This window comes from Burkholderia reimsis, from assembly GCF_003294055.1.
In the GTDB taxonomy this organism is placed as follows: Bacteria; Pseudomonadota; Gammaproteobacteria; order Burkholderiales; family Burkholderiaceae; genus Burkholderia; species Burkholderia cepacia.
In genome coordinates, this window is sequence record NZ_QMFZ01000057.1 from 1 (window position 1) to 23,714 (window position 23,714).

General features: G+C 69.3%; 23 protein-coding genes and 1 pseudogene. 10 read left to right on the forward strand and 14 right to left on the reverse strand.

The window, feature by feature from the left end; translation table 11 throughout:
* From DPV79_RS37885 to DPV79_RS37900, 4 genes and pseudogenes are all read left to right on the forward strand, one after another.
* Positions 1 to 614: pseudogene (locus tag DPV79_RS37885) on the forward strand (glycosyltransferase); the annotation flags it as partial.
* Positions 615 to 620: 6 nt separating this feature from the next.
* The gene (locus tag DPV79_RS37890) at positions 621 to 1,883 is read left to right on the forward strand and encodes a glycosyltransferase family 87 protein (protein ID WP_060331960.1); all 1,263 of its coding nucleotides are present in this window, start codon (positions 621 to 623) and stop codon (positions 1,881 to 1,883) included.
* A gap of 259 nt (positions 1,884 to 2,142) precedes the next feature.
* The gene (locus DPV79_RS37895; RefSeq protein WP_113047811.1) at positions 2,143 to 3,222 is read left to right on the forward strand and encodes a glycosyltransferase family 2 protein; all 1,080 of its coding nucleotides are present in this window, start codon (positions 2,143 to 2,145) and stop codon (positions 3,220 to 3,222) included.
* A 15-nt stretch (positions 3,223 to 3,237) separates the two neighbouring features.
* Positions 3,238 to 4,491 (forward strand): glycosyltransferase family 87 protein, encoded by a 1,254-nt coding sequence (locus DPV79_RS37900; RefSeq protein WP_113047812.1) that lies wholly within the window; start codon positions 3,238 to 3,240, stop codon positions 4,489 to 4,491.
* Here the strand turns inward: DPV79_RS37900 and DPV79_RS37905 are convergent.
* The 13 genes from DPV79_RS37905 to DPV79_RS42355 all read right to left on the reverse strand — a co-directional run bounded on the left by DPV79_RS37905 (position 4,464) and on the right by DPV79_RS42355 (position 15,764).
* On the reverse strand, positions 4,464 to 5,504 hold the full coding sequence (locus tag DPV79_RS37905; RefSeq protein ID WP_113047813.1) for a TadG family pilus assembly protein: 1,041 nt from the start codon (positions 5,502 to 5,504) through the stop codon (positions 4,464 to 4,466). The two genes, DPV79_RS37900 and DPV79_RS37905, sit on opposite strands and share 28 nt — an antisense overlap.
* Positions 5,497 to 5,925, reverse strand: a complete 429-nt coding sequence (locus tag DPV79_RS37910) for a TadE/TadG family type IV pilus assembly protein (RefSeq protein WP_021162502.1) — start codon at positions 5,923 to 5,925, stop codon at positions 5,497 to 5,499. The genes DPV79_RS37905 and DPV79_RS37910 overlap by 8 nt, the downstream gene beginning before the upstream one ends.
* Positions 5,922 to 6,803 (reverse strand): tetratricopeptide repeat protein, encoded by an 882-nt coding sequence (locus DPV79_RS37915; protein WP_048026465.1) that lies wholly within the window; start codon positions 6,801 to 6,803, stop codon positions 5,922 to 5,924. The genes DPV79_RS37910 and DPV79_RS37915 overlap by 4 nt, the downstream gene beginning before the upstream one ends.
* Positions 6,800 to 7,744: a type II secretion system F family protein gene (locus DPV79_RS37920; protein ID WP_059621998.1), complete on the reverse strand. Its 945-nt coding sequence runs from the start codon at positions 7,742 to 7,744 to the stop codon at positions 6,800 to 6,802. The genes DPV79_RS37915 and DPV79_RS37920 overlap by 4 nt, the downstream gene beginning before the upstream one ends.
* Positions 7,741 to 8,718 carry a type II secretion system F family protein gene (locus tag DPV79_RS37925; protein WP_113047814.1) on the reverse strand — a complete coding sequence of 326 codons (978 nt, stop codon included), beginning with the start codon at positions 8,716 to 8,718 and terminating at the stop codon, positions 7,741 to 7,743. Before DPV79_RS37925 ends, DPV79_RS37920 begins: the two co-directional genes overlap by 4 nt.
* Positions 8,715 to 10,139 carry a TadA family conjugal transfer-associated ATPase gene (locus tag DPV79_RS37930; RefSeq protein WP_113047829.1) on the reverse strand — a complete coding sequence of 475 codons (1,425 nt, stop codon included), beginning with the start codon at positions 10,137 to 10,139 and terminating at the stop codon, positions 8,715 to 8,717. Before DPV79_RS37930 ends, DPV79_RS37925 begins: the two co-directional genes overlap by 4 nt.
* Positions 10,136 to 11,359: a CpaE/TadZ family protein gene (locus DPV79_RS37935; RefSeq protein ID WP_113047815.1), complete on the reverse strand. Its 1,224-nt coding sequence runs from the start codon at positions 11,357 to 11,359 to the stop codon at positions 10,136 to 10,138. The genes DPV79_RS37930 and DPV79_RS37935 overlap by 4 nt, the downstream gene beginning before the upstream one ends.
* Positions 11,360 to 11,380: 21 nt before the next feature.
* A complete protein-coding gene (locus DPV79_RS37940; protein WP_113047816.1) occupies positions 11,381 to 11,761 on the reverse strand; it encodes a CpaD family pilus assembly lipoprotein in 381 nt (126 codons plus the stop codon).
* A 15-nt stretch (positions 11,762 to 11,776) separates the two neighbouring features.
* Complete coding sequence (locus tag DPV79_RS37945) at positions 11,777 to 13,159, reverse strand: type II and III secretion system protein family protein (protein WP_021164088.1); 1,383 nt, start codon at positions 13,157 to 13,159, stop codon at positions 11,777 to 11,779.
* A 54-nt stretch (positions 13,160 to 13,213) separates the two neighbouring features.
* Positions 13,214 to 14,233: a Flp pilus assembly protein CpaB gene (gene cpaB / locus DPV79_RS37950; protein ID WP_113047817.1), complete on the reverse strand. Its 1,020-nt coding sequence runs from the start codon at positions 14,231 to 14,233 to the stop codon at positions 13,214 to 13,216.
* A gap of 20 nt (positions 14,234 to 14,253) precedes the next feature.
* Positions 14,254 to 14,727 carry an A24 family peptidase gene (locus DPV79_RS37955; RefSeq protein WP_113047818.1) on the reverse strand — a complete coding sequence of 158 codons (474 nt, stop codon included), beginning with the start codon at positions 14,725 to 14,727 and terminating at the stop codon, positions 14,254 to 14,256.
* 90 nt (positions 14,728 to 14,817) lie between these two features.
* Complete coding sequence (locus DPV79_RS37960; RefSeq protein WP_021162901.1) at positions 14,818 to 15,000, reverse strand: Flp family type IVb pilin; 183 nt, start codon at positions 14,998 to 15,000, stop codon at positions 14,818 to 14,820.
* 344 nt (positions 15,001 to 15,344) lie between these two features.
* Positions 15,345 to 15,764, reverse strand: coding sequence for a hypothetical protein (locus DPV79_RS42355; RefSeq protein ID WP_133295766.1), 420 nt, complete (start codon positions 15,762 to 15,764; stop codon positions 15,345 to 15,347).
* Between the two features lie 99 nt (positions 15,765 to 15,863).
* On the opposite strand from DPV79_RS42355, the gene DPV79_RS37965 reads away from it, so the two are divergent.
* The 6 genes from DPV79_RS37965 to DPV79_RS37990 all read left to right on the forward strand — a co-directional run bounded on the left by DPV79_RS37965 (position 15,864) and on the right by DPV79_RS37990 (position 21,750).
* Complete coding sequence (locus DPV79_RS37965) at positions 15,864 to 16,931, forward strand: ABC transporter substrate-binding protein (protein ID WP_059484247.1); 1,068 nt, start codon at positions 15,864 to 15,866, stop codon at positions 16,929 to 16,931.
* A 14-nt stretch (positions 16,932 to 16,945) separates the two neighbouring features.
* The gene (locus DPV79_RS37970) at positions 16,946 to 17,797 is read left to right on the forward strand and encodes an ABC transporter permease (RefSeq protein ID WP_059552944.1); all 852 of its coding nucleotides are present in this window, start codon (positions 16,946 to 16,948) and stop codon (positions 17,795 to 17,797) included.
* Between the two features lie 48 nt (positions 17,798 to 17,845).
* A complete protein-coding gene (locus tag DPV79_RS37975; protein ID WP_113047819.1) occupies positions 17,846 to 18,664 on the forward strand; it encodes an ABC transporter permease in 819 nt (272 codons plus the stop codon).
* A gap of 34 nt (positions 18,665 to 18,698) precedes the next feature.
* Positions 18,699 to 19,544, forward strand: a complete 846-nt coding sequence (locus tag DPV79_RS37980; protein WP_113047820.1) for an ABC transporter ATP-binding protein — start codon at positions 18,699 to 18,701, stop codon at positions 19,542 to 19,544.
* A gap of 148 nt (positions 19,545 to 19,692) precedes the next feature.
* Positions 19,693 to 20,646 (forward strand): TauD/TfdA dioxygenase family protein, encoded by a 954-nt coding sequence (locus DPV79_RS37985; protein ID WP_021162896.1) that lies wholly within the window; start codon positions 19,693 to 19,695, stop codon positions 20,644 to 20,646.
* Between the two features lie 156 nt (positions 20,647 to 20,802).
* Positions 20,803 to 21,750, forward strand: coding sequence for a TauD/TfdA dioxygenase family protein (locus tag DPV79_RS37990; RefSeq protein WP_021162895.1), 948 nt, complete (start codon positions 20,803 to 20,805; stop codon positions 21,748 to 21,750).
* Between the two features lie 100 nt (positions 21,751 to 21,850).
* On the opposite strand, the gene DPV79_RS37995 is transcribed toward DPV79_RS37990, so the two are convergent.
* Complete coding sequence (locus DPV79_RS37995; protein ID WP_113047821.1) at positions 21,851 to 23,512, reverse strand: ABC transporter substrate-binding protein; 1,662 nt, start codon at positions 23,510 to 23,512, stop codon at positions 21,851 to 21,853.
* Between the last annotated feature and the right edge of the window lie 202 nt (positions 23,513 to 23,714).

Here is a 23,714-nt window from a genome sequence, read left to right on the forward strand (position 1 = left end):
GCGATTTCCGGCTGATGGACCGCCAGGTCGTCGACGCGCTGCGCGCGCTGCCCGAGCGGCGGCGTTTCATGAAAGGCCTGTTCGCGTGGGTCGGCTATCGCACCGAGATCATCGAATACACGCGTGCCCCGCGTAGCGGCGGCCGCTCGAAATTCTCCGGATGGCGGCGCTGGAACTTCGCGCTTGAAGGCATCACGAGCTTCAGCACCGTGCCGCTGCGCGTATGGACTTACATCGGCCTCGCGTTCGCCGCCCTCTCGTTCATCTACGGCGCCTTCATCGTCATGCGCACGCTGCTGTTCGGCAACCCCGTGCACGGCTACGCGTCGCTCATCTCCGTGATGCTGTTCGTCGGCGGCATCCAGCTGATCGGCATCGGCGTCATCGGCGAATACCTCGGCCGCATCTATCACGAGTCGAAGCAGCGCCCTGTCTATCTCGTCCGGCGCCGTTACCGCGCCGCCGCCCTGACGGGCCAACATCCGGCGCGGCACGTCGCGCAGCCGGACGCGTCGAAGCTGCTGCCGTTTCCGGTTCGGCGCGTCGCCCCTGCCCGACGACGGCAGACGGCCGCCGCGACCGCGGCAGCAGCACGCAACCTGTCGGTGAAGTAGCGCAGCATGGATATTCCCAGCTCATCGATACAAGCTGACGAACGCCCTGTCCGCGTCTGGCTGACGCCCGGACGCATCGCGCTTTACAGCGCGGTCATGCTCACGATCGGCGTGCTGTTCGTGTCGATCATGGTCCGGGTTGGCTTCCACTCGACCGACCCGGGCTTGTTCCGCCCCGGCTCGGGGTTCACGGTGTTCTGGTCCGCGTCCCATCTGATGCGCCATGGCTCGCCGTGGCAGGTCTACGATGTCCCCGCGTTTTCGCGGGCGCTCGCCGACCTGTTCCCGATCACAGCCGGCCATGCGTTCCTGCCATGGCTGTACCCGCCTTCGTATCTGCTCGTGGTGGCGCCGTTCTCGCTGCTGCCCTATGCGATCGGCTATCCGCTGTTCATCGCGCTCGGCATCGTGCTGCTCGGCGTGTCGACCTGGCGCGTGTCGGGGCTCGCGGCGACGCCCGGCGCGAAACGTATCGGCTGGCTCGCGCTGCTCGCATCTCCGGGCGTGCTCGTCACCGCGACGTACGGACAGAACGCGATGCTGACTGCGACGTGCGCCGCGCTCGCCGTGCATTTCGTCGATCGACGGCCGGTGCTGGCCGGCTTCTTTATGGGACTCCTGTCGGTCAAGCCGCAACTCGCGTTGCTGTTCCCGTTCGTGCTGATCGCGGCGCGTGCGTGGCGCGCATTCGCGTGGGCCGCGGCCTTCGCGACCGCCTTCACCGCGCTGGGCATCGCGACAGGCGGCATCGAATCGCTCCATCTCTTCATGCAGAACGCGGGCGCGCTGCGTTCGCTGATCATCGAGCATGGCGTTCCGTTCTGGTTTGCGTCGCCGACGCCGTTCGCGGCGTTTCGTCTCGCCGGCTTGTCGCCGGCGCTCGCCTATGTTGGGCAGGCCGGCATCGCCGCGGTTGCGATCGCGGCCGCGTGCTTCGTCTGGCATCGCCACCAGGATGCGCGGCTGCGCGTCGCGACACTGTTCATCGCGACGCTCGCCGTGAATCCCTATGTCTGGCACTACGAACTGTCCTGGCTGTGCGTCCCGATCGCGTGCATGATCGCCATCGGCTCGCAGGACGGCTGGCTGCGCGGCGAGCAAGGTTTCGTGGCCATCCTGTGGGCGCTGCCGCTTTACGAGTTTCTGAATCCGTGGATGCATCTGCCGCAGATCGGGCCGCTCGTGACGTCGATCGCGCTGCTCATGCTGCTGCGGCGCGGACGGTTTGCCAGTCGCGGTACGCGCGCCGCGCACGTTCGCGCCCCGTGAGCCGATAGGCGCGCACCACGCCGGCACCCTGCCCATGCCGACTGCCGCGCCTGGCAATCACGCCCCGGGTCGCGCTCGGGCAGCGTCGACATCGGTATCCGGCAAATCAGGCTGCCACCCGCCCCACCACACCCGCATCAATTCGTGTTACGAATCCCCGATTCCTGCCTACAATGATCAGAACGCCTGTCGTCCGGCCTGCAGCGGACGACGACCTGATCCATACGGCGCAGCACGAGCCGGATCTCTCGGGGGACGTATGTCCGCGCACGCCAGAAGGCCGCTGGTATCGCTCGTCGTACCGTTCCACGACGAGGCGGAAACAATCGACGCATTCTTTGCGGCAACGCTGCCGATCCTCGAATCGGTCGATACGATCCGTTTCGAGATCGTCTGCATCAACGACGGCAGCCGCGACGACACGCTGGACAGGCTGATCGACGTCGCGGCCGGCGACCCGCGCGTGCGCATCGTCGATCTCACCCGGCGCTTCGGCAAGGAGGCCGCGCTCACCGCCGGCATCGACGAAGCCGCCGGCACCGCCGTGATCCTGATCGATGCCGACCTGCAGGATCCACCCGCCCTGATCCCCGCGATGGTCGAACGCTGGCTCGCCGGCGCCGAGGTCGTCGCCGCGAAGCGCACCGACCGCATGTGCGATCCGCTGATGCAGCGCGTGGCCGCCGCGCTCTACTACCGCGTGCACAACCGCCTCTCCGAAGTCGAGATGCCCGAGAATGTCGGCGATTTCCGGCTGATGGACCGCCAGGTCGTCGACGCGCTGCGCGCGCTGCCCGAGCGGCGGCGTTTCATGAAAGGCCTGTTCGCGTGGGTCGGCTATCGCACCGAGATCATCGAATACACGCGTGCGCCACGCAGCGGCGGCCGCTCGAAATTCTCCGGATGGCGACGCTGGAACTTCGCGCTCGAAGGCATCACGAGCTTCAGCACCGTGCCGCTGCGCGTCTGGACCTACATCGGCCTCGCGTTCGCCGCCCTCTCGTTCATTTACGGCGCCTTCATCGTCATGCGCACGCTGCTGTTCGGCAACCCCGTGCACGGCTACGCGTCGCTCATCTCCGTGATGCTGTTCGTCGGCGGCATCCAGCTGATCGGCATCGGCGTGATCGGTGAATACCTCGGCCGCATCTATCACGAGTCGAAGCAGCGCCCCGTCTATCTCGTGCGGCGCCGTTATCGCGCGCAGCGGGACACCGCCGCGCATCCTGCGTCGAAGCTGCTGCAGTTCCCGCTCAAGCGCACGCACGCGGCCCGCCGCCGGACGCCGCTCCCCGCGACTGCCGCCGGCCACGGTGCGCGGAAAATCTCCGTCAAGTAACCGCGTACACGCCGCATGGATCTCCCCCTGCACACGACGCGATCGGCGAACCATCCCGTCCGCGCATGGCTGACACCGCGGCGCGTCGTTGCGTACAGCGTGGTCGCGCTCGCGTGCTACGCGCTGTTCGTCGCGATCTGGGTATCCGTCGTCCGTCATGCGCCGGCCACCGCCCCGTCGCGCCCGGGCCCCGACTACGCGGTGTTCTGGACAGCGTCGTACGTGATGCTGCATGGCTCGCCATGGCAAGCGTACGATGTGCCGACCTTCACACGGCTGGCCGCCGACCTGTTCCCGCAGTTCCGCCGCGAAGACCTCGTCGCGTGGCTGTACCCGCCCACCAACCTGCTGCTCGTGACGCCGCTCGCGCTGCTGCCTTTTGCGATCGGCTATCCGCTGTTCGTCGCGTTCGGTGTCGCCGCGTTCGGTTTCGCCGCATCGCGCGTATCGGGCCTCGGCGCGATTCCTGGCGCTGCGCGCGTCGGCGGGTTCGCGCTGGTCGCCGCCCCGTGCGTGTTCGTCACCGGGATGTTCGGGCAAAACGCGTTCCTGACCGCGTCGTGCGCGGCGCTGGCCGTCTGCTGGGCGGACCGCCGGCCGATGTGGGCCGGCCTCTGCATCGGCCTGCTGTCGGCCAAGCCGCAACTGGCGCTGCTGTTCCCGTTCGTGCTGGTCGCCACGCGCGCATGGCGCACGATCGCGTGGGCCGCGCTCGCCACCATCGCGTTCGCCGCATTGAGCGTCTTCGTCTGCGGCGTCGAGTCGCTCCATCGGTTCGTCGCCGGCACCGCGCTCGCGCGGTCACTCCTCCTCGAGCAAGGTGTCGTGTTCTGGCTCGCGTCGCCGGCGCCGTTCGCCGCCTTCCGGCTCGCGGGCCTGACGCCCGGGCTCGCGTATGCCGCGCAGGCGTGCATCGCGGCGCTGGCGATCGCAGCCGCCTGCATCGTGTGGACGCGTTCGCGCGACCTCCGCATGCGTGCCGCCGTGCTGGCGGTCGCGACGCTCGCGGCAAACCCGTACGTGTGGCACTACGAGCTCGCGTGGCTCGGCATCGCGATCGCGTGCATGCTGGCGACCGGCTGGCAGGACGGCTGGCTGCGCGGCGAGCAGGCCGCGATCGCGCTCATGTGGCTGCTGCCGATCATCGAATACCTGAACCCGTGGCTGCAATGGCCGCAGATCGGCCCGGCCGTGACGCTGTTCGCGCTCCTCGTCCTGCTGCGCCGCGCCGGCCCGCGTGCTCACAACGCGAGCCGCGGCGGCACGTAGACGCCGTAGTACGGCCCGACGCCGGTCCCTGAGCCCGTCATCTTCACGCCGGCGACGAAGTGGCCCTGGATGTACTTGTACGAGCCGCCGAGCGACACGTCGACATGGAACGGCGCGAACGCGACGATCGGCACGGTGGTGCTGGTCGCGGTCTGCGTGACGACCGGCAGCACCACCGTCGTGCCGACCGGCACCGACGTATAGAGCGTCGCCTTCACGCCGGTCGCGAGATTGATGCTGTCGCCGATGTTGAGCGCCGTCGGGTTGCCGGTCGCCATCAGGTTGCCCATCGTCGTCGTGTCGGTCGCGGTCGACTGGAACGAGGTCCACTGCCCGCCCATGCAGAGCAGGCCGTAGACCTGGCCGTTCGTGATCGAGAACTCGTACGGCTGGCCGGTCAGCGGATTGATCAGCGGCTGGTTGGTCGCGGCGTTCCAGTACAGGTTGTACACGCACTGGTCGATCGCAACCGGAAACAGAGCGCCGGCCGCCACCCCGCCCGGCGCCGCCAGCACCGCCACCGCGGTCGCGCTGCCGGAGGCGCCGGGAATCCCCAGCAGCCCGCCGAGCAGCAGCGGAATCGAGCCGCCGTTCACGCCCGGCGCGCGCGACACGGTGACCTGCACCGCCGGCACGTCGTAGGTGCCGGGCGTGATCGTCGTCGGCTGCATCGACGCGGGATTGCGCGTCACGTTCCAGTATCCGGTGGTCACCGTGCCGGTCGACAGCGCCGCACCGGCCGCCGAGTTCCGCGCGATCACGCCGTTCGCCGCCGGCGCGGCCTGCGACCAGTTCACCGCGCCGCCGCTCGGCGACATCATCGCATCGGCCCCCGCGAGCGCGGCCGCATCGGCCGCGTTCTGCAACTGGTTGTTCACCGTGACCACCCACGCGATGTCGATCGCCAGCGCGCCGAACGACAGCAGCGGAATCAGGAACATCAGGAAGAACAGCGCGACCGAACCGCGCTGCCGCGCGGGGCCGGCGGGTTGCGTTGCGCGCGCGTCATTCATAAAGCATCACCGAAGTCGCCGAAACCGTCACCGGGCCGGTGAGCGCGCTGAACGCGGAACCCAGCACGAGCCCCGTATACGTGTAGGTCACGGTCACCGTCAGCGCGGTGCCCGACGTCGTGCCGTTCGCCTGCGTCACGGTCACCGCCGGGGTGGTCGCGGTGCCGCCGGTGATCAGGCTGTTCTGCATCGCGTTCTGCGCGATGCCCGCGATCTGCGTCGTGGTCAGCATCGGCACGCGCAGCACGACACCGGCCCGCGCGGCCTCGCGGCTCGCGTTCGTGATGACGGCCTTGTCGCACAGGATCAGGCTCGTGTCGATGATGCCGATCAGCACCATCAGCAGGAACGGCAGCATCAGCACGAATTCGAGAGACACGACGCCGCGCGCGCGGCGGGCGCCGGTCGCCCCGCGTGTCATTTTGCGGCCCCCGCACCCGGTGGTGCGACGCCCGGCTCCAGCGCCGCGCCGGACATCGGCGGCGCGGCACCGGCACCGGCACCACCTGCACTGCCGCCGCCCCCGCGCGACGCGAGCCGCGCGCGCACCGCCTGGTAGAAGCGCAGGTTGTCGGCCACCGCCGACGCGGGCAAATCCGCGGACAGCAGCTTCTTCGCCGAATCGGTATTGCCGAGCACGCCGTACGCGAACGCGAGGTTCTGGCGCGCCTGCCACGGCGCGGACGGCAGCCCGGCGACGTCGAGCAGGACGTTCACGCCCTCGCGCGGCCGGTTGCTCAGCACGAGCGACAGCCCGAGGTCGACGCGCAGCCCCTGCGCGTCCGGGTGCGCGCGCAGCGCGTCGCGATACACGACCTGCGCATCCGCATGACGCCCCTGCAGGTCGAGCACGGTGCCGAGCCCTTCCGCCGCGAGCGGATGATTCGGCTGCGCGGCCAGCAGGTCGCGATAGCGCTGCGCGGCTTCGTCGAGACGCCGCTGCCGCAACGCGACGCGCGCGAGCCCGAGCCGCGGGCCGAGCTCCGCGGGCGCCTGCCGCTGCGCGTCGTCGTAGAGGATCCGCGCACGCTCAAGGTCGCCCGCGCGGTAGTTGACGTCGCCGAGCCCCAGGCGCGCCGCGAGCGATTCGGGATGCTTCGCGAGCACCTTCTCGTACAGCGTCGATGCGAGATCGACGTTGCCGCCGGCAAGCGCGCTGTCCGCGATGCGCAGCTCGGCCTGCGGGTCGTCGCTCTTGTGCGACAGCACCGGCCGCGTCTGGATGCCCGGCGCGCAGCCGCCGGCCAGCACCGGCAGCACGGCCGCGAACGCGAACGCGCGTATGACGGATCGTGTCATCTGAATACCTCGAGCAGGCGAATCGCCGCCGGGCCCGCCGCGATCAGGCACACCGTCGGCAGGATGAACAGCATCATCGGCAACGTGATCTTCGGCGCCAGCTTCGCGGCCCGTTCCTCGAGCGCGACGATCTGCTCGGTGCGCTCGGTGCGCGACAGGGTGCGCAGCGCCTGCGTGATCGGCGTGCCGAAGCGCTGCGACTGCGTGAGCGTCGTCGCGAGCGACCGCGCCGACGTGAAATCGACGCGCGTCGCGAAATGCGCGAGCGTCGCGGACACGTCGCCGCTCAGCGTGAGCTCGTCCGCGCACACCGTCAGCTCGTCGGCGAGCGGCGGGCAGATGCGCGACAGTTCGTGCGCGACGCGCCGGATGCCCGACGCGAGGCTGTTGCCGGCCATCGTGCAGATCACCAGCAGGTCGAGCGCGTCCGGAAAGCACGCGGCGATGATCCGCCGCCGCCGCCGGATCATCGCGCCGAGCACGTACTCCGGCACGATCACGCCGACCACGAACGCGGCGACCATCGCCAGCGCCCGGATCACGAAGTATTCGCCGAAGCGCGGAATCAGCGGGCTGAACACGATCGCGCCGCATGCGAACAGCACGCCGCAGCTCAGCTTGATCCCGATCATCGACGACACCGCGCGGCGCTCGCGAAAGCCCGCGCGCGTCAGTTGCAGGCCGAGCTTCACGCGCTGCATCGGGTCGAGCACCGGCAACCGTTCGCCCAGCTGCGCGAGCCGGCGCGTCAGGTCCTGGCGAACGCCGCCCGGCTGCAGCCACCCCGTCACGGGTGCCGGCGGGTGCTGCCCGGCAGCCTGCCGCACGCGCGCGGCGATCCGCTGGCGGGTGCCGCCGCCGGGTCTGCCGAGCGCCGCCGCGACACAGGCGAGCAACAGCAGCAATTCGAAGCCGCGGGCGGCCAGTATCGACATCGTCATCGCGCGGTATCCAGTTTCGAGATCTTGCGGATCACCAGCAGGCCGACCGTCAGCAATCCGGCCGCGATCGTCAGCATCGTGTGCCCCGCGTGCGTCGAGAACAGCAGCATCACGTAGTCGCGGTTCACGAGGAACAGCGCGCCGATCATCACGAACGGCACCGCTGAAATGATGTTCGTCGTGATGCGCCCTTCGGCGGTCAGCGCGCGGGTCTTCAGGCGGATGTCGCGGCGCGTGCGGATGATGCTCGACAGCTCGTCGAGCGTTTCGCCGAGGCTGCCGCCGGTCTCGCGCTGCAGCAGCAGGTAGACGGTGAAGAACGAGAAGTCCGCGATCATCAGCCGGTCCGCCGCCTGCGTCAGCACGTCCTTGAGATCCGCGCCGACGCGCAGGCTGTCGCCCATCGAACGGAACGTCGCGCGCACCGGCTCGGCCGCGCCGTCGCCGACCATGCTGATCGCCTGCGTGACCGGAATGCCCGCGCGCACGGCCCGCACGATCACGTCGATCGCGTCCGGGAACGCTTCGAGAAAACGCACCCGGAAGCGGTCGACCAGCGCACGGTAGCCGGCGCGCATCGCGACCAGCGGCAACCCGACATAGATCAGCGGACGCAGGATACCCGGCGGCCCGATCAGCTTCACCGCGACGATCGCCGCGATCGCACCGGCGATCGTGCTCGCGACGACGATCCTCACCCCACCCTTGCCGCCTACCGCGCGCACCCGCGTCACGCGGCGTTGCAGCCATGCGCGCAAGCGGCCTTGCCGGCGCTCGAGGTTGAACAGCGCGACGCCGGGCGCGGCGGACGCGTGCCCGGCGTGCCCGGCGAGCGACGGCGACAGCTTTCGCATCCGTGCGCGGATGCGCTGCGCCGGGTGATGGCTCGCGCGATCGAACAGCGACGACAGCACGAGCCCGATCGCGAGGATCGTCACGAACCCGCCCACCGCGAACAGGTCGGCGGCCCTCATTGCCGGAAGACCTCGGCGAGCGCATCCTCGACGCCGTAATACGCGGCACGCGCCGCGAATCCCGGCCGCAACGGCGATGCCTCGAACACGCCCTTCACCGCATCGCGCGTCGTGTCGCCTTCCTGGCGGAACACGAACAGGTCCTGCGTGATGACCACCTCGCCTTCCATCCCGACGATCTCGGTGATCCGCGTCACGCGCCGCACCCCGTCGCGCATCCGTTCGATCTGCACGAACAGGTGCACGGCGCTCGCGATCTGGCGGCGGATCGACAGCAGCTGCAGGTTCGCGTTCGCCATCATGACCATGCTCTCGAGCCGGCTGATCGCGTCGCGCGGCGAATTCGCGTGAATCGTCGTCATCGAGCCGTCGTGCCCCGTGTTCATCGCCTGGAGCACGTCGAACGCCTCGGGGCCGCGAATCTCGCCGAGGATGATGCGGTCGGGCCGCATCCGCAGCGCGTTGCGCACGAGATCGCGCTGCGAGATCCCGCCGAGCCCCTCGGTATTTTCCGGGCGGGTCTCGAGGCTCACGACGTGCGGCTGCAGCAACTGCAGCTCGGCGGCATCCTCGATCGTCACGATCCGTTCGTGCTGCTCGATATGCTGCGACAGCGCGTTGAGCAGCGTCGTCTTGCCCGAGCCGGTGCCGCCCGAGATCACGATGTTCAGCCGGCACGCGCACGCGACCTTCAGCACCTGCAGCATCGGATGCGAGATGTTGCCCTGCTGCGCCATCCGCGCGAGCGTGATGTCGCGCTTCGCGAACTTGCGGATCGAGATCGACGGGCCGCGCATCGCGATCGGCGGCAGCACGACGTTCACGCGGCTGCCGTCGGCGAGCCGCGCATCGACCATCGGGCTGCTCTCGTCGACGCGCCGCCCCACCGCCGCCGCGATCCGCTGCGCGACGCTCGCCACGTGCGCGTCGTCGCGGAACTTCAGCGACGTGAGCTCGAGCCGGCCCGCGCGCTCGACGTACACCTGGTCGGGCCCGTTGACGAGGATGTCGGTGACCGTGTCGTCGGCCAGCAGCGGCTCGATCGGCCCGACGCCGAACATGTCGTTCAGGATCGCATCGACGATCAGCACCTGCTCGCCGGCCGTGATCTTCAGGCGCTCGCGCTCGACCGTGTGCGCGGCCACCTGCTCGATGCCCGCGCGCACCTCGTCGCGCGTCTTCATCAGCGCCGCCGACATGTTCATCGACGTGAACACCGCATGGCGGATCGCATCGAACTTGCTCGACCGGATCAGCGCCTCGTGGGTATCGGCCGCCACGGGCGCACGGGCCGATGCCGACGCGGGCACAGGTGCTTCCGCCGGAGCCGGCGCCGGTGCCGGTGCCGGCTCGTGCGCCACGGCGGGCGTCGCGGCCGGCACGGGGTTCGCCGGCGGCCGGTTGCGGGTACCGAACGTCACGATCCCTTCCTCCACTTGACGAGCCGCGCATACCACGGCTCGGCGACGGCCATCGGCTCGCCGGTGATGCCGTTCGCGAGCTGCCGGATCTGATCCACGAAGCCGTGCCGCTTCGCGCCGTCGATCGGCTCGCCGAGATTCTCGGCGACGGCGAGCGTCTGCGGCTCGTGCGGCAGTTCGTGCAGCGGCGCGCCGCCGAACGCCTCCTCGAAATCGACCGGCTCGACCCGGCCCGCGACGGGCGCGAGCGGGTTGTTCAGCACCATCGACAGCAGCCGCTCGCCGGGCAGTTCCCGCACGAAACGCACGAGCCGCGCAGCCTCGTATGCGGCATGCACCGAGCGGTCGACCACGACATGGACGAGATCGGACGCGACGAGCGCGTCCTCGAGCAGCTTGCCGGCGCCGCTCCCGACGTCGAACAGCACGTAGTGGAAGCGGTCCTTCAGCATGTCGACCAGGCGCGCGACGGCCTCGTCGCCCACCGGGGCGTCGGCGCCATACGCCAGCTCGGCGGACAGCACGTGCAGCCGGTCGCCCTTCGTGACGAACATGCGCTCGAACAACGCGTCGTCGGGGCGCTGGCCCATGTTCAGCAGTTCGATCAGCCCGTTGTTGCTGGACAGCCCGAACATCGAGTTCGCGCCGCCGCCATGCAGGTTCAGGTCGACATAGGCCACGCGGCGGCGCTTCTCGCCCGCCAGGAAGCGCGCGAGGCTCACCGTGATCGTGGTCGCGCCGACGCCGCCGCGGGCGCCGACGAAGCTGACGACCTTGCCGGTACGCGCCTGGACGACCGATTCCGTGGCCGTCAGCGCGCGCCGCATCAACTCGACGGTCAGCGGCTTGACGATGTAGTCCTGCACGCCGATGCCGAGCAGGTTGCGAAACAGCCCGACGTCGTTCTGCGTGCCGATCGCGATGACGCGCACCGACGGGTCGCACACGTCGGCGAGCCGCACCAGGTCCGACACCGGCAGCACCGAATCCGACACGTCGATGACCAGCTGGCGCGGCGAACGCTCGTACTGCTGCAGCAGCCGGATCGCATCGTCGCAGGTGCCCGCCTGCAGATGGGTGCGCGTGATCGACAGCTCCTGCGCGACGCGGCGTATCACGTCCTCGCTGCCCGGATCGGCGACGACCGCGACGAGATCGGCCGCTCCCGCGGACGCGGCGCGCCGGGTGTGCTGGCGATCGAGGAGGTTCATGGGCGGCATCGTGATGGCATCCGGGTCGGTTCAATGGCCGGGCGAGCCGGTCATCAGCGTCTTGCCGGGTGTCGGCTGCTTCACGCGATCCTCGACGTAGCGGCGCACCGCGTCGGCCGCGGCCTGCGCGTCCGCGCCGCCGTAAGGCACGGGCGCGACGAGATCCTCCGGCCGCGCGAGCATCGCCGCGAGGTTCGAGTAGGTCGCGCAGCCGAACGGCACGCCGGGCCGCGCGTACCCCGCGTCGACGAGATGCGACGGCTGCATCAGCGTCGCGCAATCGGGCGGCACCGCGCGCGCGCCGTCGAAGCCGATCGTCCGCGCATCGGGCAGGTTGACCGGCGGCGGCGCCGACAGGCAGCCCGCGAGCCCCAGCGGCAGCAGTGCGGCAACGATCGATCGGGTTCGCATGGGCGCGCCTCCGGTTCAGTACACGAAGCCCGCGGCGCCGACGAGGCGCGGCGTATCGCCCGACAGCAGGTCGAGCCCCAGGTTGCGCTGCACCGCGAACTCCAGGTCGCTGCTCGGCCGCGCGACCGTGTCGATCGCCTGCTCGAGCTGGCCGGGCCCGGCCGGCTGCACGATGTACGGCGTGACGATGACGACCACCTCGGTCTTGTTGTCCTGGAAGTTCTTCGACGAAAACAGCCGGCCGATGATCGGCAGCCGGCCGAGCCCCGGGATCTGCGACACGGTGTCGGCCGTCTGGCTCTGCAGCAGCCCGCCGATCGCGAAGCTCTGCCCGCTCGACAGCTCGACCGTCGTCTCGACGCGCCGCACCGTGAGCCCCGGCACCTTGACGCCGCCGGTCGTCACACTGTTGTTCGCATCGACCTCGCTCACTTCCGGCCGCACCTTCAGGCTGATCCGGTTGTCGGCAAGCACGGTCGGCGTGAAATCGAGCGACACGCCGAACGGCTTGAACTCGACCGTGATCGCGCCGGTCGACGAGCCGGCCTGCGCGACCGGGATCGGGATCTCGCCGCCCGCGAGGAAGCTCGCGGTCTCGCCGGACATCGCGGTGAGGTTCGGCTCGGCGAGCATCGTGATCAGGCCCTCCTGGTCGAGTGCGTCGAGCACCACGTCGATCGACCAGCGCCCCGCGCGGAACCCGCCGAGCACCGAGAACGCGCCCGTCGGCGACAGGTTGAACAGGCTGGTCGTCGGATCGAACAGCGTGCGCCCGTTGAACAGCCCGCCGACGAAGTTGCCGGCCCCGCCCAGCGAACTCCAGTTGATGCCGAGCTGCTGCGTGATGTTGCGGCTCACCTCCGTCACCCGCACACGCAGGTTCACCTGGATCGGGCGCGACAGCGTGAGCCGGTTGACGATCTTTTCCTTGTCGTGCAGGTACGGCGTGAGCGACTGCATCACGGCGTCGGCGTCGGCCGCGCTCGGCACCTTGCCCGACACCATCAGCGAGCCCGGCGCACCGGACACCGACAGCTTCAGTTGCGGAAAGCGGCTGTCGAGCACGCCCTGCAGCGACGCCGTGTCGACCTGCACGATCACCGTCTTGCGCAGGATCGGACGATGGTTCGCGCCGAGCGCGATCAGCGTGGTCGTGCCCGCCTTCTTGCCGAACACGAATACGGTACGCGGCGACGGCACCTGGATGTCCGCGATGGCAGGATCGGCGACGAACATCGCGGTTGCAGGCTCGGGCAGCGACAGCAGTTCCCCCTTGCCGGTCGCGATCGACAGCGCCGCGCCCGCGTCCGGCGCCCGCGCGACCTGCGCGGCGGCGCCCCCGGACGCGATGCCGCAGGCCAGGCCCAGGAAAGCGATCCAACGAACCATGCGCACCATGCGTGTTCCCGTCAAATGCCGGCCGCCGGACGGACGGCCCGAATCGTCAATCCGTCACTGCACCGTCGCTCCCGGCGGCGGCGCACCCGCCTGCGCCGCGACATTGGCACCGCCCGAAACCGCGGGCATCGCCGGCCACGACGGCAGCCCGGTCGGCAGCGGCGGCAGGCCCGGCGTGCCGGTTCCGCCGCCGTGCGATCCGTCGTCGACCGACGAACCGCGATAGATCACGACCGCGTTGTTCCGCCACGCCGGCCGCGCGCCCGCATCCGGCCCGGCGGACGGCTCGCGCGCGGTCTCGCGAGCCGCGCGCGACACGTCGCCGGCCCACACCGGCTGGGTATCGGCCTCCTGCTCGTCGCCGCCCGCCGGCTGCCGCCGGTCGCTCGTCGCGAAGCTGCGCAGCGCGAGCGACAGCGAGCCGAGGCGGGTCGCCACCAGCACGACCTGCGCGGTGCGCGGCGCGACCTCGAGCGTGACCGTGCGCGCACGCGCCGTCGCGTCCGGCGCGCTCGCGGGCGCCTTCGCGCGCAGGAAGTCGGAACCGACCGCGAGCACACGCGCGCGCCGCACCACCGTCTCCGCTTCGAACGTGCCCGGCGACGTCGCCGAGCCGCCGATCTGCTGCGTCAGCAACACGTCGACGAAGTCGCCCGGCTGGATCAGCCCCGCGTTGCCCGACACGTCGTCGACCGGCACCGAGATCGCGCGCATGCCGGGTTGCAGCGCGGCCGCGAGAAAATCCGGCGCGCCGGCCGGAATCACGTTCTCGACGCGAATCGGCGCGCCCGCGCCCACGTGATTGCGCAGCAGCGCGCCCTTCAGGTCCGCGCCCGGCTGCGACTCGACGAACGCGCCGGCCGGCACCTGCGCGCGCGGCATGCGTTTCCACGCGAGATCGTTGTCGCGCAGCAGCAGCCCTTCCGGCAGGTCGGCGGCGGCGACCCGCACACGCGCCTGATCCGTTTCTACGGGCACCGACGGCGTCGACGCGGCGACGTACAGTTCGCGCAGGATGAACGCACCGATGCCGGCGGCAACGACGAGCACGGCCATTCTCAGCGGTTTGGGCATGGCGGCGTGCGTCCCCCGGGCTAGGTAAGCGAAACCGTGTGTGGAAACGACGCCCAGACGGCCAGCGTGCCGCCGAGCGCGAGCGCCACGCCGTACGGCACGCCGCGCGCGTCGATCGCGTGCACCGGCGTGGCACGCCGCGACCGCGATACCAGCAACGCGACGCCGCACAGCGCACCGCCCGCGCCGACACTCGCCAGCACCGGAAACACCAGCGCCGGGCCGGCCCACAGGCATACCGCCGCCGCGAGCTTGACGTCGCCTCCGCCGATCCAGCCCGCGTGACGAATCGCGCCGAACAGCAGCAGCGTCGCCGCGCCGATCGCGACATGCCCGGCCAGCGGTGCGAAGCCGTCGCGCGCGAGCGCCGCCGCGACGAAATACAGCGCCGCGAACGCGAGCACCACGCGATTGGACAGCCGCCGGTCGCGCAGATCCTGCGCGGCGAGCGAGGCCAGCAAGACCGTGGCCACCGACTGCACGAGCGTGAGCATGGGAGAGCCGTCCGTCGACACGCACCGGCCGCGGATACGTTCTACCGCTGCGGATCCCGGTGTTCGTCGGTGGCGCGCGGGTTCAGCGGATCAGATCAGGCTCGTCACCTTGTTGATCAGCGTCGTGAATATGCTCGGCAAGCCGCCGCTGGTGCTGCTGAGGATCACGCCGACCGCCGCCAGCGCGACCACGACGATGCCGGCCAGCACTGCGTATTCGAGCGAGCTGACGCCGCGTTCGTCACGCAGCAGGGACTTGACGTATTGCAGCATGGCAACCTCCGAGTAACGGGTCGGTGACCGACCGTTGAACGCAAAGACGCACCCTTGCTCCGGCGGTTGCGCAGGACATTCGCCCATTGCGATGCCTGCGGGCGACCCTGGCACTGGGTCGTTCGCATCCCCCGGAATACTCTCGATCACGACAACACGCGGCGTGCAACGATGACTTCGACCGTTGCGTGCCCGCATCCCTGGTGCGATCTTCCCGCACGATGCAACCGCGCTGATTCGTCTAGGGTATAGACAATTTTTCAGGCGAATTCAAATGATTTGGCGTCGGAGTGCATTTATGGATTTCATGCTGCAACGATGAAAGTCATATCGCTCATTTGCCTTCATTTTTCGCGCGGTATTTCGCGTGGTTCACCTATCTGAACAGGCATAGCCACTGTTGCGGCGCATGATTTTCCGACCGGCCATCGAACCGTTTCCATTCGATTTGTCGGCATGCCGGATCGATCGACAGTGGCTTGTTTCTCCTTATCCAGCGTGCCTTCCCGGCAAAATTGACCGGCCCGCATCGCATTTCCCCGATTACCTGCCTCCATCTTTCCGCCCGGATTCGTCCAGCGATCCTTACGCAAATCCATCCACGTCGCCATTTCGATTTTCAAATCGACGATTTCCCGATTCCGCATCGGGCCGCAATCGACATGATGGGAATCCTGAATGAATCTCCAATGCATGTGAATGCGGTTCTCCGTCGCAAAGAACGGAACGCGCGGCGCGGCAACCCGTAAAGCGGCGATAAGCATAGTTCAAATCGTTTCTTGTCCGGCCCCGGCACGTCATCGAGAATGCCTCGACGGGCTGCGGCCCGGCCTTGTTCCTCAACGTTCCGGACCTGTCGATTCATGCTTCCACTGCGCCTGCTGCGATCGCTGCTCATTGCGTCCCTCATTGCGTTGCCGGCCGCCGCCGCGCACGCCGACAAACCCGCCACCATCCGCATCGGCGTCGCCCAGCAAGGCGCGGGCGATCCGCCGACGTTCGGCGGATCGAGCCCCGCCACCGCGCAGTTGCAGCAACAGGTCGAAAAGGCGTTCGCGGCGGACGGCATCAAGGTGGAATGGCTGTTCTTCAAGGGCGCGGGGCCTGCCGTCAACGAGGCGATCGCCAACAAGGCGCTCGACTTCGCGTACCAGGGCGACCTGCCCGCCGTGCTCGCGCGTGCGAACGGAATCAAGACGCGCCTGCTGCTCGCCGCGAGCGTGCGCTCGGGCGTCAAGATCGCGGTGCCGCCCGACTCCACGATCCGCTCGATCAAGGACCTGAAGGACCGCCGCGTGTCGATCTTCCGCGGCACCAACCTGCAGCTCGTCGCCGACAACGCACTCGCGAAAAACGGCCTCGGCGAACGCGACCTGCGCGTGATCAACCTCGATGCCGCGAGCTCGCTCGCCGCGCTCGCGTCGAAAGGCATCGACGCGTCGGTGGGCGACTACCAGCTGTACAAGCTGCGCGACGCGGGGCTCGCGAAGATCATCTACGAATCGCAGAACGACGGCCCGCAGTTCACGCGCCAGACCCACCTGCTCGTGCTCGACGATTTCGAGCGCGCGCATCCGGACATCGTGCAGCGTGTCGTCACCGCGATCGTCAAGAGCGCGCAATGGTCGTCCGACGAGGCGAACCGCGATGCGCTGTTCAAGCTGTGGGCGAAGAGCGGCGTGCCGGTTTCGTCGTGGCAGGCCGACTACGCGAACCAGCGCCTGAAGGACCGCTTGTCGCCGCTGATCGATCCGTTCTTCGTCGCGCGCTACAAGTCCGTCGCGCAGGATGCGCTCGCGTTGAAACTGATTCGCCAGCCGGTCGACGTCGACGGCTGGTTCGAGCCGAAGTATCTCGACAACGCGCTGCGCACGCTGAAGCTCGAAAACTACTGGCAACGATACGACGCGGCCGGCAAGCCCCTTTCCTGACCCGGACTTTCCCGATGAGCGACACCGCGTTTTCCGTCCCGTCATCCGACACTCGCACGCCCGCCGCGCTCGCCGCGCAGCCGCACCCGGCGGCGCACGTGAAACGATGGTCGTGGCGGCTCGCGCCGTGGCTGCTGCCCGCGCTGCTGTTCGCGCTGTGGAGCGTCGGCAGCGCGCGCGGCTGGATCGCGCCGCAGATCCTGCCGCCGCCGGAACGCGTGTTCGACGCGCTCGCGGATCTCGCGACGAGCGGCGACCTCGTGCGCCACACGCTGATCAGCCTGCAGCGCGTGCTGGTCGGGTTCGCCGCCGGCACGCTGCTCGGCTTCGCGACCGGCGTCGCGCTCGGCCTGTCGCGCACGCTGGAAGCCTACGTGCTGCCGAGCTTCAACGCGCTCGTGCAGATTCCGGTGCTCGGCTGGCTGCCGTTCCTGCTGCTGCTCGTCGGCGTGGGCGAACCGCTCAAGTACCTGCTGATCGCGCATGCGGCGCTCGTTCCGGTCACGCTGAGCACGCTGCAAGGGTTTCGCCAGACACCGCCCGCGCTCGACGAAGTCGCGCGCGTATTCGGCTACACGCGCCGCCAGCGCATCGTGCACGTCGTGCTGCCCGCCGCGATCCCGACGCTCGCGACCGGCGTGCGGCTCGCGTTCACGAAGTCGTGGCTCGCGCTCGTCGTCGTGGAGCTTGTCGCGTCGTCCGAAGGGCTCGGCTACCTGATCGTGTACGGGCGGCAACTGTTCCAGCTCGATCTCGTGATGGCCGCCGTGATCGTCGTCGGGGCGGTCGGCCTGCTGATCAACCGGCTGCTCGACGCGCTCGAGGCGCGCCTGCGCCGCGGCGTGCCGTCCGCCTTCCGGGGCTGAGCCACGCACCATGCCCGCCCTGCCCGCGCAACCGAAGGAGATTCTCCCGTGACGCATTCCGCTTCGCCGGACGCCGCACCGCCGGCCGCCACGGCCGCCCGCCGCCTGCGTGCGCCCGACTGGCGCGGCTTCGTCCTGCCGCTCGTCGCGTTCGCGCTGTGGTGGGCCATCGCATCCGCGCACCTCGTGAACAGCGGGCTGCTCGTCGGCCCGGCCGACGTGTTGCGCACCGCATGGGCGCAAGCCACGAGCGGCGCGCTCGGCCGCGCGCTGTCCGCGTCGCTCGCGCGCGAAGCCTGCGGTTTCGCGATCGGCGCGGCCGGCGGGCTGCTGCTCGGCACCGCGCTCGGGTTGTCGCGCCTCGCCGCGCGAATGGTCGGCCCGAGCTTCGACACGTTCAAGCAGATCTCGCTGTTCGCGTGGATTCCGCTGATTTCCGTATGGTTCGGCCTCGGCGACGTCGCCAAGGTCGTGTTCCTGTCGCTCGCCGCGCTGCTGCCCGTTGCCGCGCACACCTGCGACGGCATTCATGCGGTGCCGCGCGCGTATGTCGACGTCGCCCGCGCGCTGCGCTACTCGCGGTTCCAGCTCGTGCGCCACGTGATCCTGCCGGCCGCGCTGCCGTCGATCTTCACCGGGCTGTATCTCGGCCTGATCTATTCGTGGCTCGCGACGCTCGGCGCCGAATACCTGCTGGTCGCCGGCAGCGGGATCGGCAACACGCTGATCGACGGCAGCGAGCAGTTCCGGATGGATCTCGTGCTGTTCGGGATCATCGTCGTCGGCGTGACCGGCTGGGCCCTGAACGCGATCGCACGCGCGATCGAGCGCAAGGTGCTGGCCCGGCGCGGCGACCTGCCGCGCTGATCGCCCCTTCCTTCCCCCCTTCCTCGGACCCGCCATGACGACCCTCGCCTCCGATTCGCTCGACATCCTCCACGTGAGCAAGCACTACGCGCAACGCGGCGCCGCGCTCGCCGTGCTCGACGACGTGTCGCTGCACGTGCGCGCCGGCGAGTTCGTCACGATCGTCGGCGCGAGCGGTTGCGGTAAGTCGACGCTGCTGCGCCTGATCGCCGGGCTCGACACCGATTACGCGGGCGAGATCCGTGCCGGTGCCGAGCGCGTCCGCGACACGTCGCTGCAGCGCGGGATCGTGTTCCAGGATCACCGGCTGTTCCCGTGGCTGACCGTCGCGCAGAACATCGAGGCCGCGCTGCGCAACGCGCCGCTCGACGCGGCCGCGAAGCGCCGCGCGGTCGCCGATCACGTCGCGCTCGTCGGGCTGAACGGCTTCGAGCATGCGTATCCGAACCAGTTGTCGGGCGGGATGGCGCAGCGCGTCGCGATCGCACGCGGCCTCGTGAACCGCCCGCGCGTGCTGCTGCTCGACGAGCCGTTCGGCGCGCTCGACGCGCAGACGCGCGCGCGGATGCAGAACGAGCTGCTGCGCATCTGGGAACAGGAGCGCATCACGATGGTCCTCGTCACGCACGACGTCGACGAAGCCGTGTATCTCGGCGACCGTGTCGTGACGATGGCGCCGCGCCCGGGCCGCATCGAGCGCATCGTCGACGTCGCGCTGCCGCGCCCGCGCCGGCGCGATTCACCGGAATTCGCACGGCTGCGCGACACCGTGCTCGCCGGTTTCGACGACGGCGAACCGCCGGGCGACGATCACCCGCGCGGCAAGCGTATCGACCCGCCGCGCCCGCACCGGATCGGCGAATGGCGGCTTGCGTGGTAGCACGCATGGCGCTTCGATTTGCTCAGCACGACGACGCATATCGATCGTCGCCGCGCGCACGCTAAGGTTGTGACGATTCATCGGTTCCGGTTGCGCACGGTCCCTGCTTGAATGGAGACTCGACCGACCCGACTCCAGGAGACTCCCGATGTCCGAAGTCCAGCACGCCGCTCACCCGTCTTCGCATGCTTCGCACGCCGCGCCGCGCACGGCCGCCACCCCGCTCCAGCTTCGCCAGGTCGCCGGCCGGATCGGCGCCGAGATCGCCGGCGTGCGGCTGTCGGGTACACTCGACGACGCGACGTTCGACGCGATCCAGGCCGCGCTGCTGCGCCACAAGGTGCTGTTCTTCCGTGGCCAGCACCACCTCGACGACACCGCGCAGGAAGCGTTCGCACGCCGCTTCGGCGAGACCGTCGCCCACCCGACCGTGCCGTCCGTCGACGGCAGCGCGCACCTGCTCGAACTCGATTCCGCACACGGCGCGCGCGCCAATTCGTGGCACACCGACGTGACGTTCGTCGATGCGTACCCGAAGGTCTCGATCCTGCGCGCGGTCGTGATTCCGCCGTTCGGCGGCGATACCGTGTGGGCCAACACGGCCGCCGCCTATGCGAACCTGCCCGACCCGCTGCGCGCACTCGCCGACACGCTGTGGGCGCTGCATACCAACGCATACGACTACGCGTCGACGCACGTGCATGCCGACGATGCGCAACTGAAGCGCTACCGCGAAGTGTTCACGTCGACCGTCTACGAAACCGAGCACCCGGTCGTGCGCGTCCATCCGGAAACCGGCGAACGCACGCTCGTGCTCGGGCATTTCGTGCAGCGGCTCAAGGGGCTGTCGGCGCAGGATTCCGCGCACCTGCTGCAGGTATTCCACGAACATGTGACGCGTCTCGAGAACACCGTGCGCTGGAACTGGCAGGAAGGCGACGTCGCGATCTGGGACAACCGCGCGACGCAGCACTACGCGATCAACGACTACGGCGATGCGCGCCGTGTCGTGCGCCGCGCGACCGTGCACGGCGACGTGCCGGTCGGCATCGACGGCCGCCGGAGCGTCGTGCTGAAGGGGCCGGGCGCGACGCTGCAATAACGCCCGCGTCACGCGGCGGCGCCGTTCCGTGCGCGCCGCCGTACCTGCCTCCTCCGCCACCGGACACCCGACCATGCCTTTCCCGCCACCGGACCGACGCGCGCACGCGCAACGATGTCGGCCCCGCACCCCGTTCACTTCCGCCAGGAGCGTCGCATGAGCGCCTTACTCGAACCCGCCGCCGAGCCGATCGACGTGATCCCGCTGTCCGCCCATATCGGTGCGGAAATACGCGGCGTCGACCTCACGCAACCGTTGACCACGCCGCAGATCTCGGCGATTCGCGCCGCGCTGCTGAAATGGCGCGTCATCTTCTTCCGCGAGCAGTTCCTCACGCACGAGCAGCACGTCGCGTTCTCCGCGCAGTTCGGCGAGCCGACGGTCGGCCACCCGGTGTTCGGGCACGTCGACGGGCATCCCGCCGTGTACTCGATCGCGAAACACCGCAAGGCAACCCGCTTCGAAGGCGAACCGGTGCGCCGGCCGTGGACCGGCTGGCACACCGACGTGACGGCCGCCGTGAACCCGCCGTGGGCGTCGATCCTGCGCGGCGTGACGATCCCGCCTTACGGCGGCGACACGCACTGGACCAACCTCGTGCGCGCGTACGAAACGCTGTCCGCGCCGCTGCGCGGCTTCGTCGACGGCCTGCGCGGCCTTCATCGCTTCACGCCGCCGGCCGGCGCGCGCGCAACCGATGCGTTCGACGACGCGGTCGAACGCCGCCCGCTCGTGACCGAGCATCCGCTCGTGCGCGTGCACCCGGAGACCGGCGAACGCGCGCTGTACGTGAGCCCGAGCTTCCTGAAATCGATCGTCGGGCTGACGCCGCGCGAGAGCCAGGCCCTGCTCGAACTGCTGTGGGAACACGTGACGCGGCCTGAATTCACGATCCGCTTCAAGTGGGAGCCGCGCAGCATCGCGTTCTGGGACAACCGCGCGACCGCCCACCTCGCGCCGGTCGACATCTTCGATCTCGACTTCGACCGCCAGCTCTATCGCACGACGCTCACCGGCGACGTGCCGGTCGGCCCCGACGGCCGGCCGTCGGTCGCGCTCGAAGGCTCGCCGGTCGAGGCCGCGGCGGCGATCGCGCTCAACTGAACCGGCGGCAGCCGGCGCACCGCGGCGAGTCGGCCTTTCCGTCACTTCCGTCACCTCATGCCGATGAATGCGCGGGCCGCGCGTGTGCGCGGCCCGTCCGTCAATCCAGCCAGACCCCGTCGAAGCGGTGCCCGCCGAGCGGCGAGAACGTCAGCCCGTGCACGCGCTTCGACACGGGCAGCGACACGATCGACGTCGCGATCGGCGTGAACGGAACCTGGTCCTTGAACACGACCTGCGCCTGTTCGTACAGCGCCGTGCGTTTCGCGACGTCCGCATTGGAACGCGCGGCGTCCACCAGCCGTTCGAAATCCTGATTGCACCATTTCGCGAGATTGCTGCCGTGCACCGCGTCGCAACCGAGCAGCGTGCCGAGCCAGTTGTCGGGATCGCCGTTGTCGCCCGACCAGCCGTACAGGATCGCGTCGTGCTGCCCTTCGAGCTTCGCGCGGCGGTTGTATTCGCCCCATTCGTAGCTGACGATCTTCGCGCGCACGCCGATCTTCGCCCAGTCCTGCTGGATCAACTGCGCCATCAGCTGCGCATTCGGGTTGTACGGGCGCTGCACGGGCATCGCCCACAGCGTGAGGTCGAAACCGTTCGGGAAACCGGCCTGCGCGAGCAGCGCCTTCGCGGCCGCCGGATCGCGCGGCGCATCCTTCAGGCGCGGGTTGTACGACCATTGCGCGGGCGGCATCGGGTTCGTCGCGATCTTCGCGTCGCCGTTGAACACGGTCTTCACGATCGCCGACTTGTCGATCGCGATGTCGAGCGCGCGCCGCACGTCGACGCGATCGAGCGGCGCATGCTGCGTGTTGTACGCGACGAAGCCGACGTTGAAACCCATCCCCGAGAACAACGACAGCTTCGGGTCGCGCCGCACCGTGTCGAGGTCGGCCGGCCGCGGGAACACCGACACCTGGCATTCGCCGGACACCAGCTTCTGCAGGCGCGCGGCCGGATCGGGCGTGATCGCGAACACGAGACGGGCGAGCTTCACGTCGTCCGGCTTCCAGTAGTCCGGATTCGCGTCGTAGCGGATCAGCGCGTCCTTCTGGTACGTGCGCAGCAGGAACGGCCCCGTGCCGACCGGGAACTGGTTGATGTCGGCCTCGCGGTGACGCGCCGCGAGCTGCGACGCGTACTCGGCCGACAGGATCGACGCGAACGCCATCGCGAGATTGCGCACGAACACGACGTCGGGCGTCTTCAGCACGAAGCGCACCGTGTAGTCGTCGACCTTGTCGATGCGTTCGATGTTGCGGTCGAAACCGAGGTCGCTGAAATACGGGAAGCTGACCGGATAGGCCTTGCGGAACGGATCGTCCCGATCGAGCATCCGGCGGAACGTGAACACGACATCGTCGGCCTGGAACGGCCGCGTCGGCTTGAACCACGCGGTCGTCTGGAACTTCACGCCGCGCCGCAAATGGAACGTGATCGTGCGCTGGTCGGGCGACACGTCCCAGCTCGTCGCGAGCGACGGTTCGAGATCGAGCGTGCCGCGCTTGAACTGCACGAGCCCGTTGTAGATCGTGAACGTGCTCGCGTCGAAATCGGTGCTCGTCGTGTGCTGGCCCGGATCGAAGCCGGCCGGGCTGCCTTCGGTGCAATACACGAGCGTCTTGCCGGCGGGCGCGGCAAGCGCGTGCGTGGCCGCGCCGGCGAGCAGCAGCGACGCCACGATGCAGCGCAGGGCCGTCGCGGCGCGCGGCGGTTTCCGCACGCGACGCGCGGCGGGCGAAACGAAAGAGGTCTTCATGGTGGCGGAATCGATGGCTGTCATGCAGATGACGACGGCCGATCTTCGCGCGTCGCCCGCCGATCGCTTACCAATTAATTCCGCGTTGCTTATCGCTGGATCGGCATCCCGCCGCCGCGGCACGGGGATGTCCGTGCGAGCGTCGGGCACGTGGCCCGCGCGGTCTCTTCCGGCCCCGTGCAGGTTCGCCGAAATGGGCGCA

What these genes read in the sequence shown, in the direction of transcription:
- DPV79_RS37965 (WP_059484247.1), top strand. Translation starts at nt 15,864, where the DNA reads ATGCTTCCACTGCGCCTGCTGCGATCGCTGCTCATTGCGTCCCTCATT.
- cpaB (WP_113047817.1), bottom strand. Translation starts at nt 14,233, where the DNA reads ATGCCCAAACCGCTGAGAATGGCCGTGCTCGTCGTTGCCGCCGGCATC.
- DPV79_RS37945 (WP_021164088.1), bottom strand. Translation starts at nt 13,159, where the DNA reads ATGGTGCGCATGGTTCGTTGGATCGCTTTCCTGGGCCTGGCCTGCGGC.
- DPV79_RS37915 (WP_048026465.1), bottom strand. Translation starts at nt 6,803, where the DNA reads ATGACACGATCCGTCATACGCGCGTTCGCGTTCGCGGCCGTGCTGCCG.
- DPV79_RS37900 (WP_113047812.1), top strand. Translation starts at nt 3,238, where the DNA reads ATGGATCTCCCCCTGCACACGACGCGATCGGCGAACCATCCCGTCCGC.
- DPV79_RS37995 (WP_113047821.1), bottom strand. Translation starts at nt 23,512, where the DNA reads ATGAAGACCTCTTTCGTTTCGCCCGCCGCGCGTCGCGTGCGGAAACCG.
- DPV79_RS37970 (WP_059552944.1), top strand. Translation starts at nt 16,946, where the DNA reads ATGAGCGACACCGCGTTTTCCGTCCCGTCATCCGACACTCGCACGCCC.
- DPV79_RS37935 (WP_113047815.1), bottom strand. Translation starts at nt 11,359, where the DNA reads ATGCCGCCCATGAACCTCCTCGATCGCCAGCACACCCGGCGCGCCGCG.
- DPV79_RS37990 (WP_021162895.1), top strand. Translation starts at nt 20,803, where the DNA reads ATGAGCGCCTTACTCGAACCCGCCGCCGAGCCGATCGACGTGATCCCG.
- DPV79_RS37890 (WP_060331960.1), top strand. Translation starts at nt 621, where the DNA reads ATGGATATTCCCAGCTCATCGATACAAGCTGACGAACGCCCTGTCCGC.
- DPV79_RS37985 (WP_021162896.1), top strand. Translation starts at nt 19,693, where the DNA reads ATGTCCGAAGTCCAGCACGCCGCTCACCCGTCTTCGCATGCTTCGCAC.
- DPV79_RS37895 (WP_113047811.1), top strand. Translation starts at nt 2,143, where the DNA reads ATGTCCGCGCACGCCAGAAGGCCGCTGGTATCGCTCGTCGTACCGTTC.
- DPV79_RS37925 (WP_113047814.1), bottom strand. Translation starts at nt 8,718, where the DNA reads ATGAGGGCCGCCGACCTGTTCGCGGTGGGCGGGTTCGTGACGATCCTC.
- DPV79_RS37920 (WP_059621998.1), bottom strand. Translation starts at nt 7,744, where the DNA reads ATGACGATGTCGATACTGGCCGCCCGCGGCTTCGAATTGCTGCTGTTG.
- DPV79_RS37905 (WP_113047813.1), bottom strand. Translation starts at nt 5,504, where the DNA reads ATGAATGACGCGCGCGCAACGCAACCCGCCGGCCCCGCGCGGCAGCGC.
- DPV79_RS37955 (WP_113047818.1), bottom strand. Translation starts at nt 14,727, where the DNA reads ATGCTCACGCTCGTGCAGTCGGTGGCCACGGTCTTGCTGGCCTCGCTC.
- DPV79_RS37980 (WP_113047820.1), top strand. Translation starts at nt 18,699, where the DNA reads ATGACGACCCTCGCCTCCGATTCGCTCGACATCCTCCACGTGAGCAAG.
- DPV79_RS37940 (WP_113047816.1), bottom strand. Translation starts at nt 11,761, where the DNA reads ATGCGAACCCGATCGATCGTTGCCGCACTGCTGCCGCTGGGGCTCGCG.
- DPV79_RS42355 (WP_133295766.1), bottom strand. Translation starts at nt 15,764, where the DNA reads ATGCTTATCGCCGCTTTACGGGTTGCCGCGCCGCGCGTTCCGTTCTTT.
- DPV79_RS37960 (WP_021162901.1), bottom strand. Translation starts at nt 15,000, where the DNA reads ATGCTGCAATACGTCAAGTCCCTGCTGCGTGACGAACGCGGCGTCAGC.
- DPV79_RS37910 (WP_021162502.1), bottom strand. Translation starts at nt 5,925, where the DNA reads ATGACACGCGGGGCGACCGGCGCCCGCCGCGCGCGCGGCGTCGTGTCT.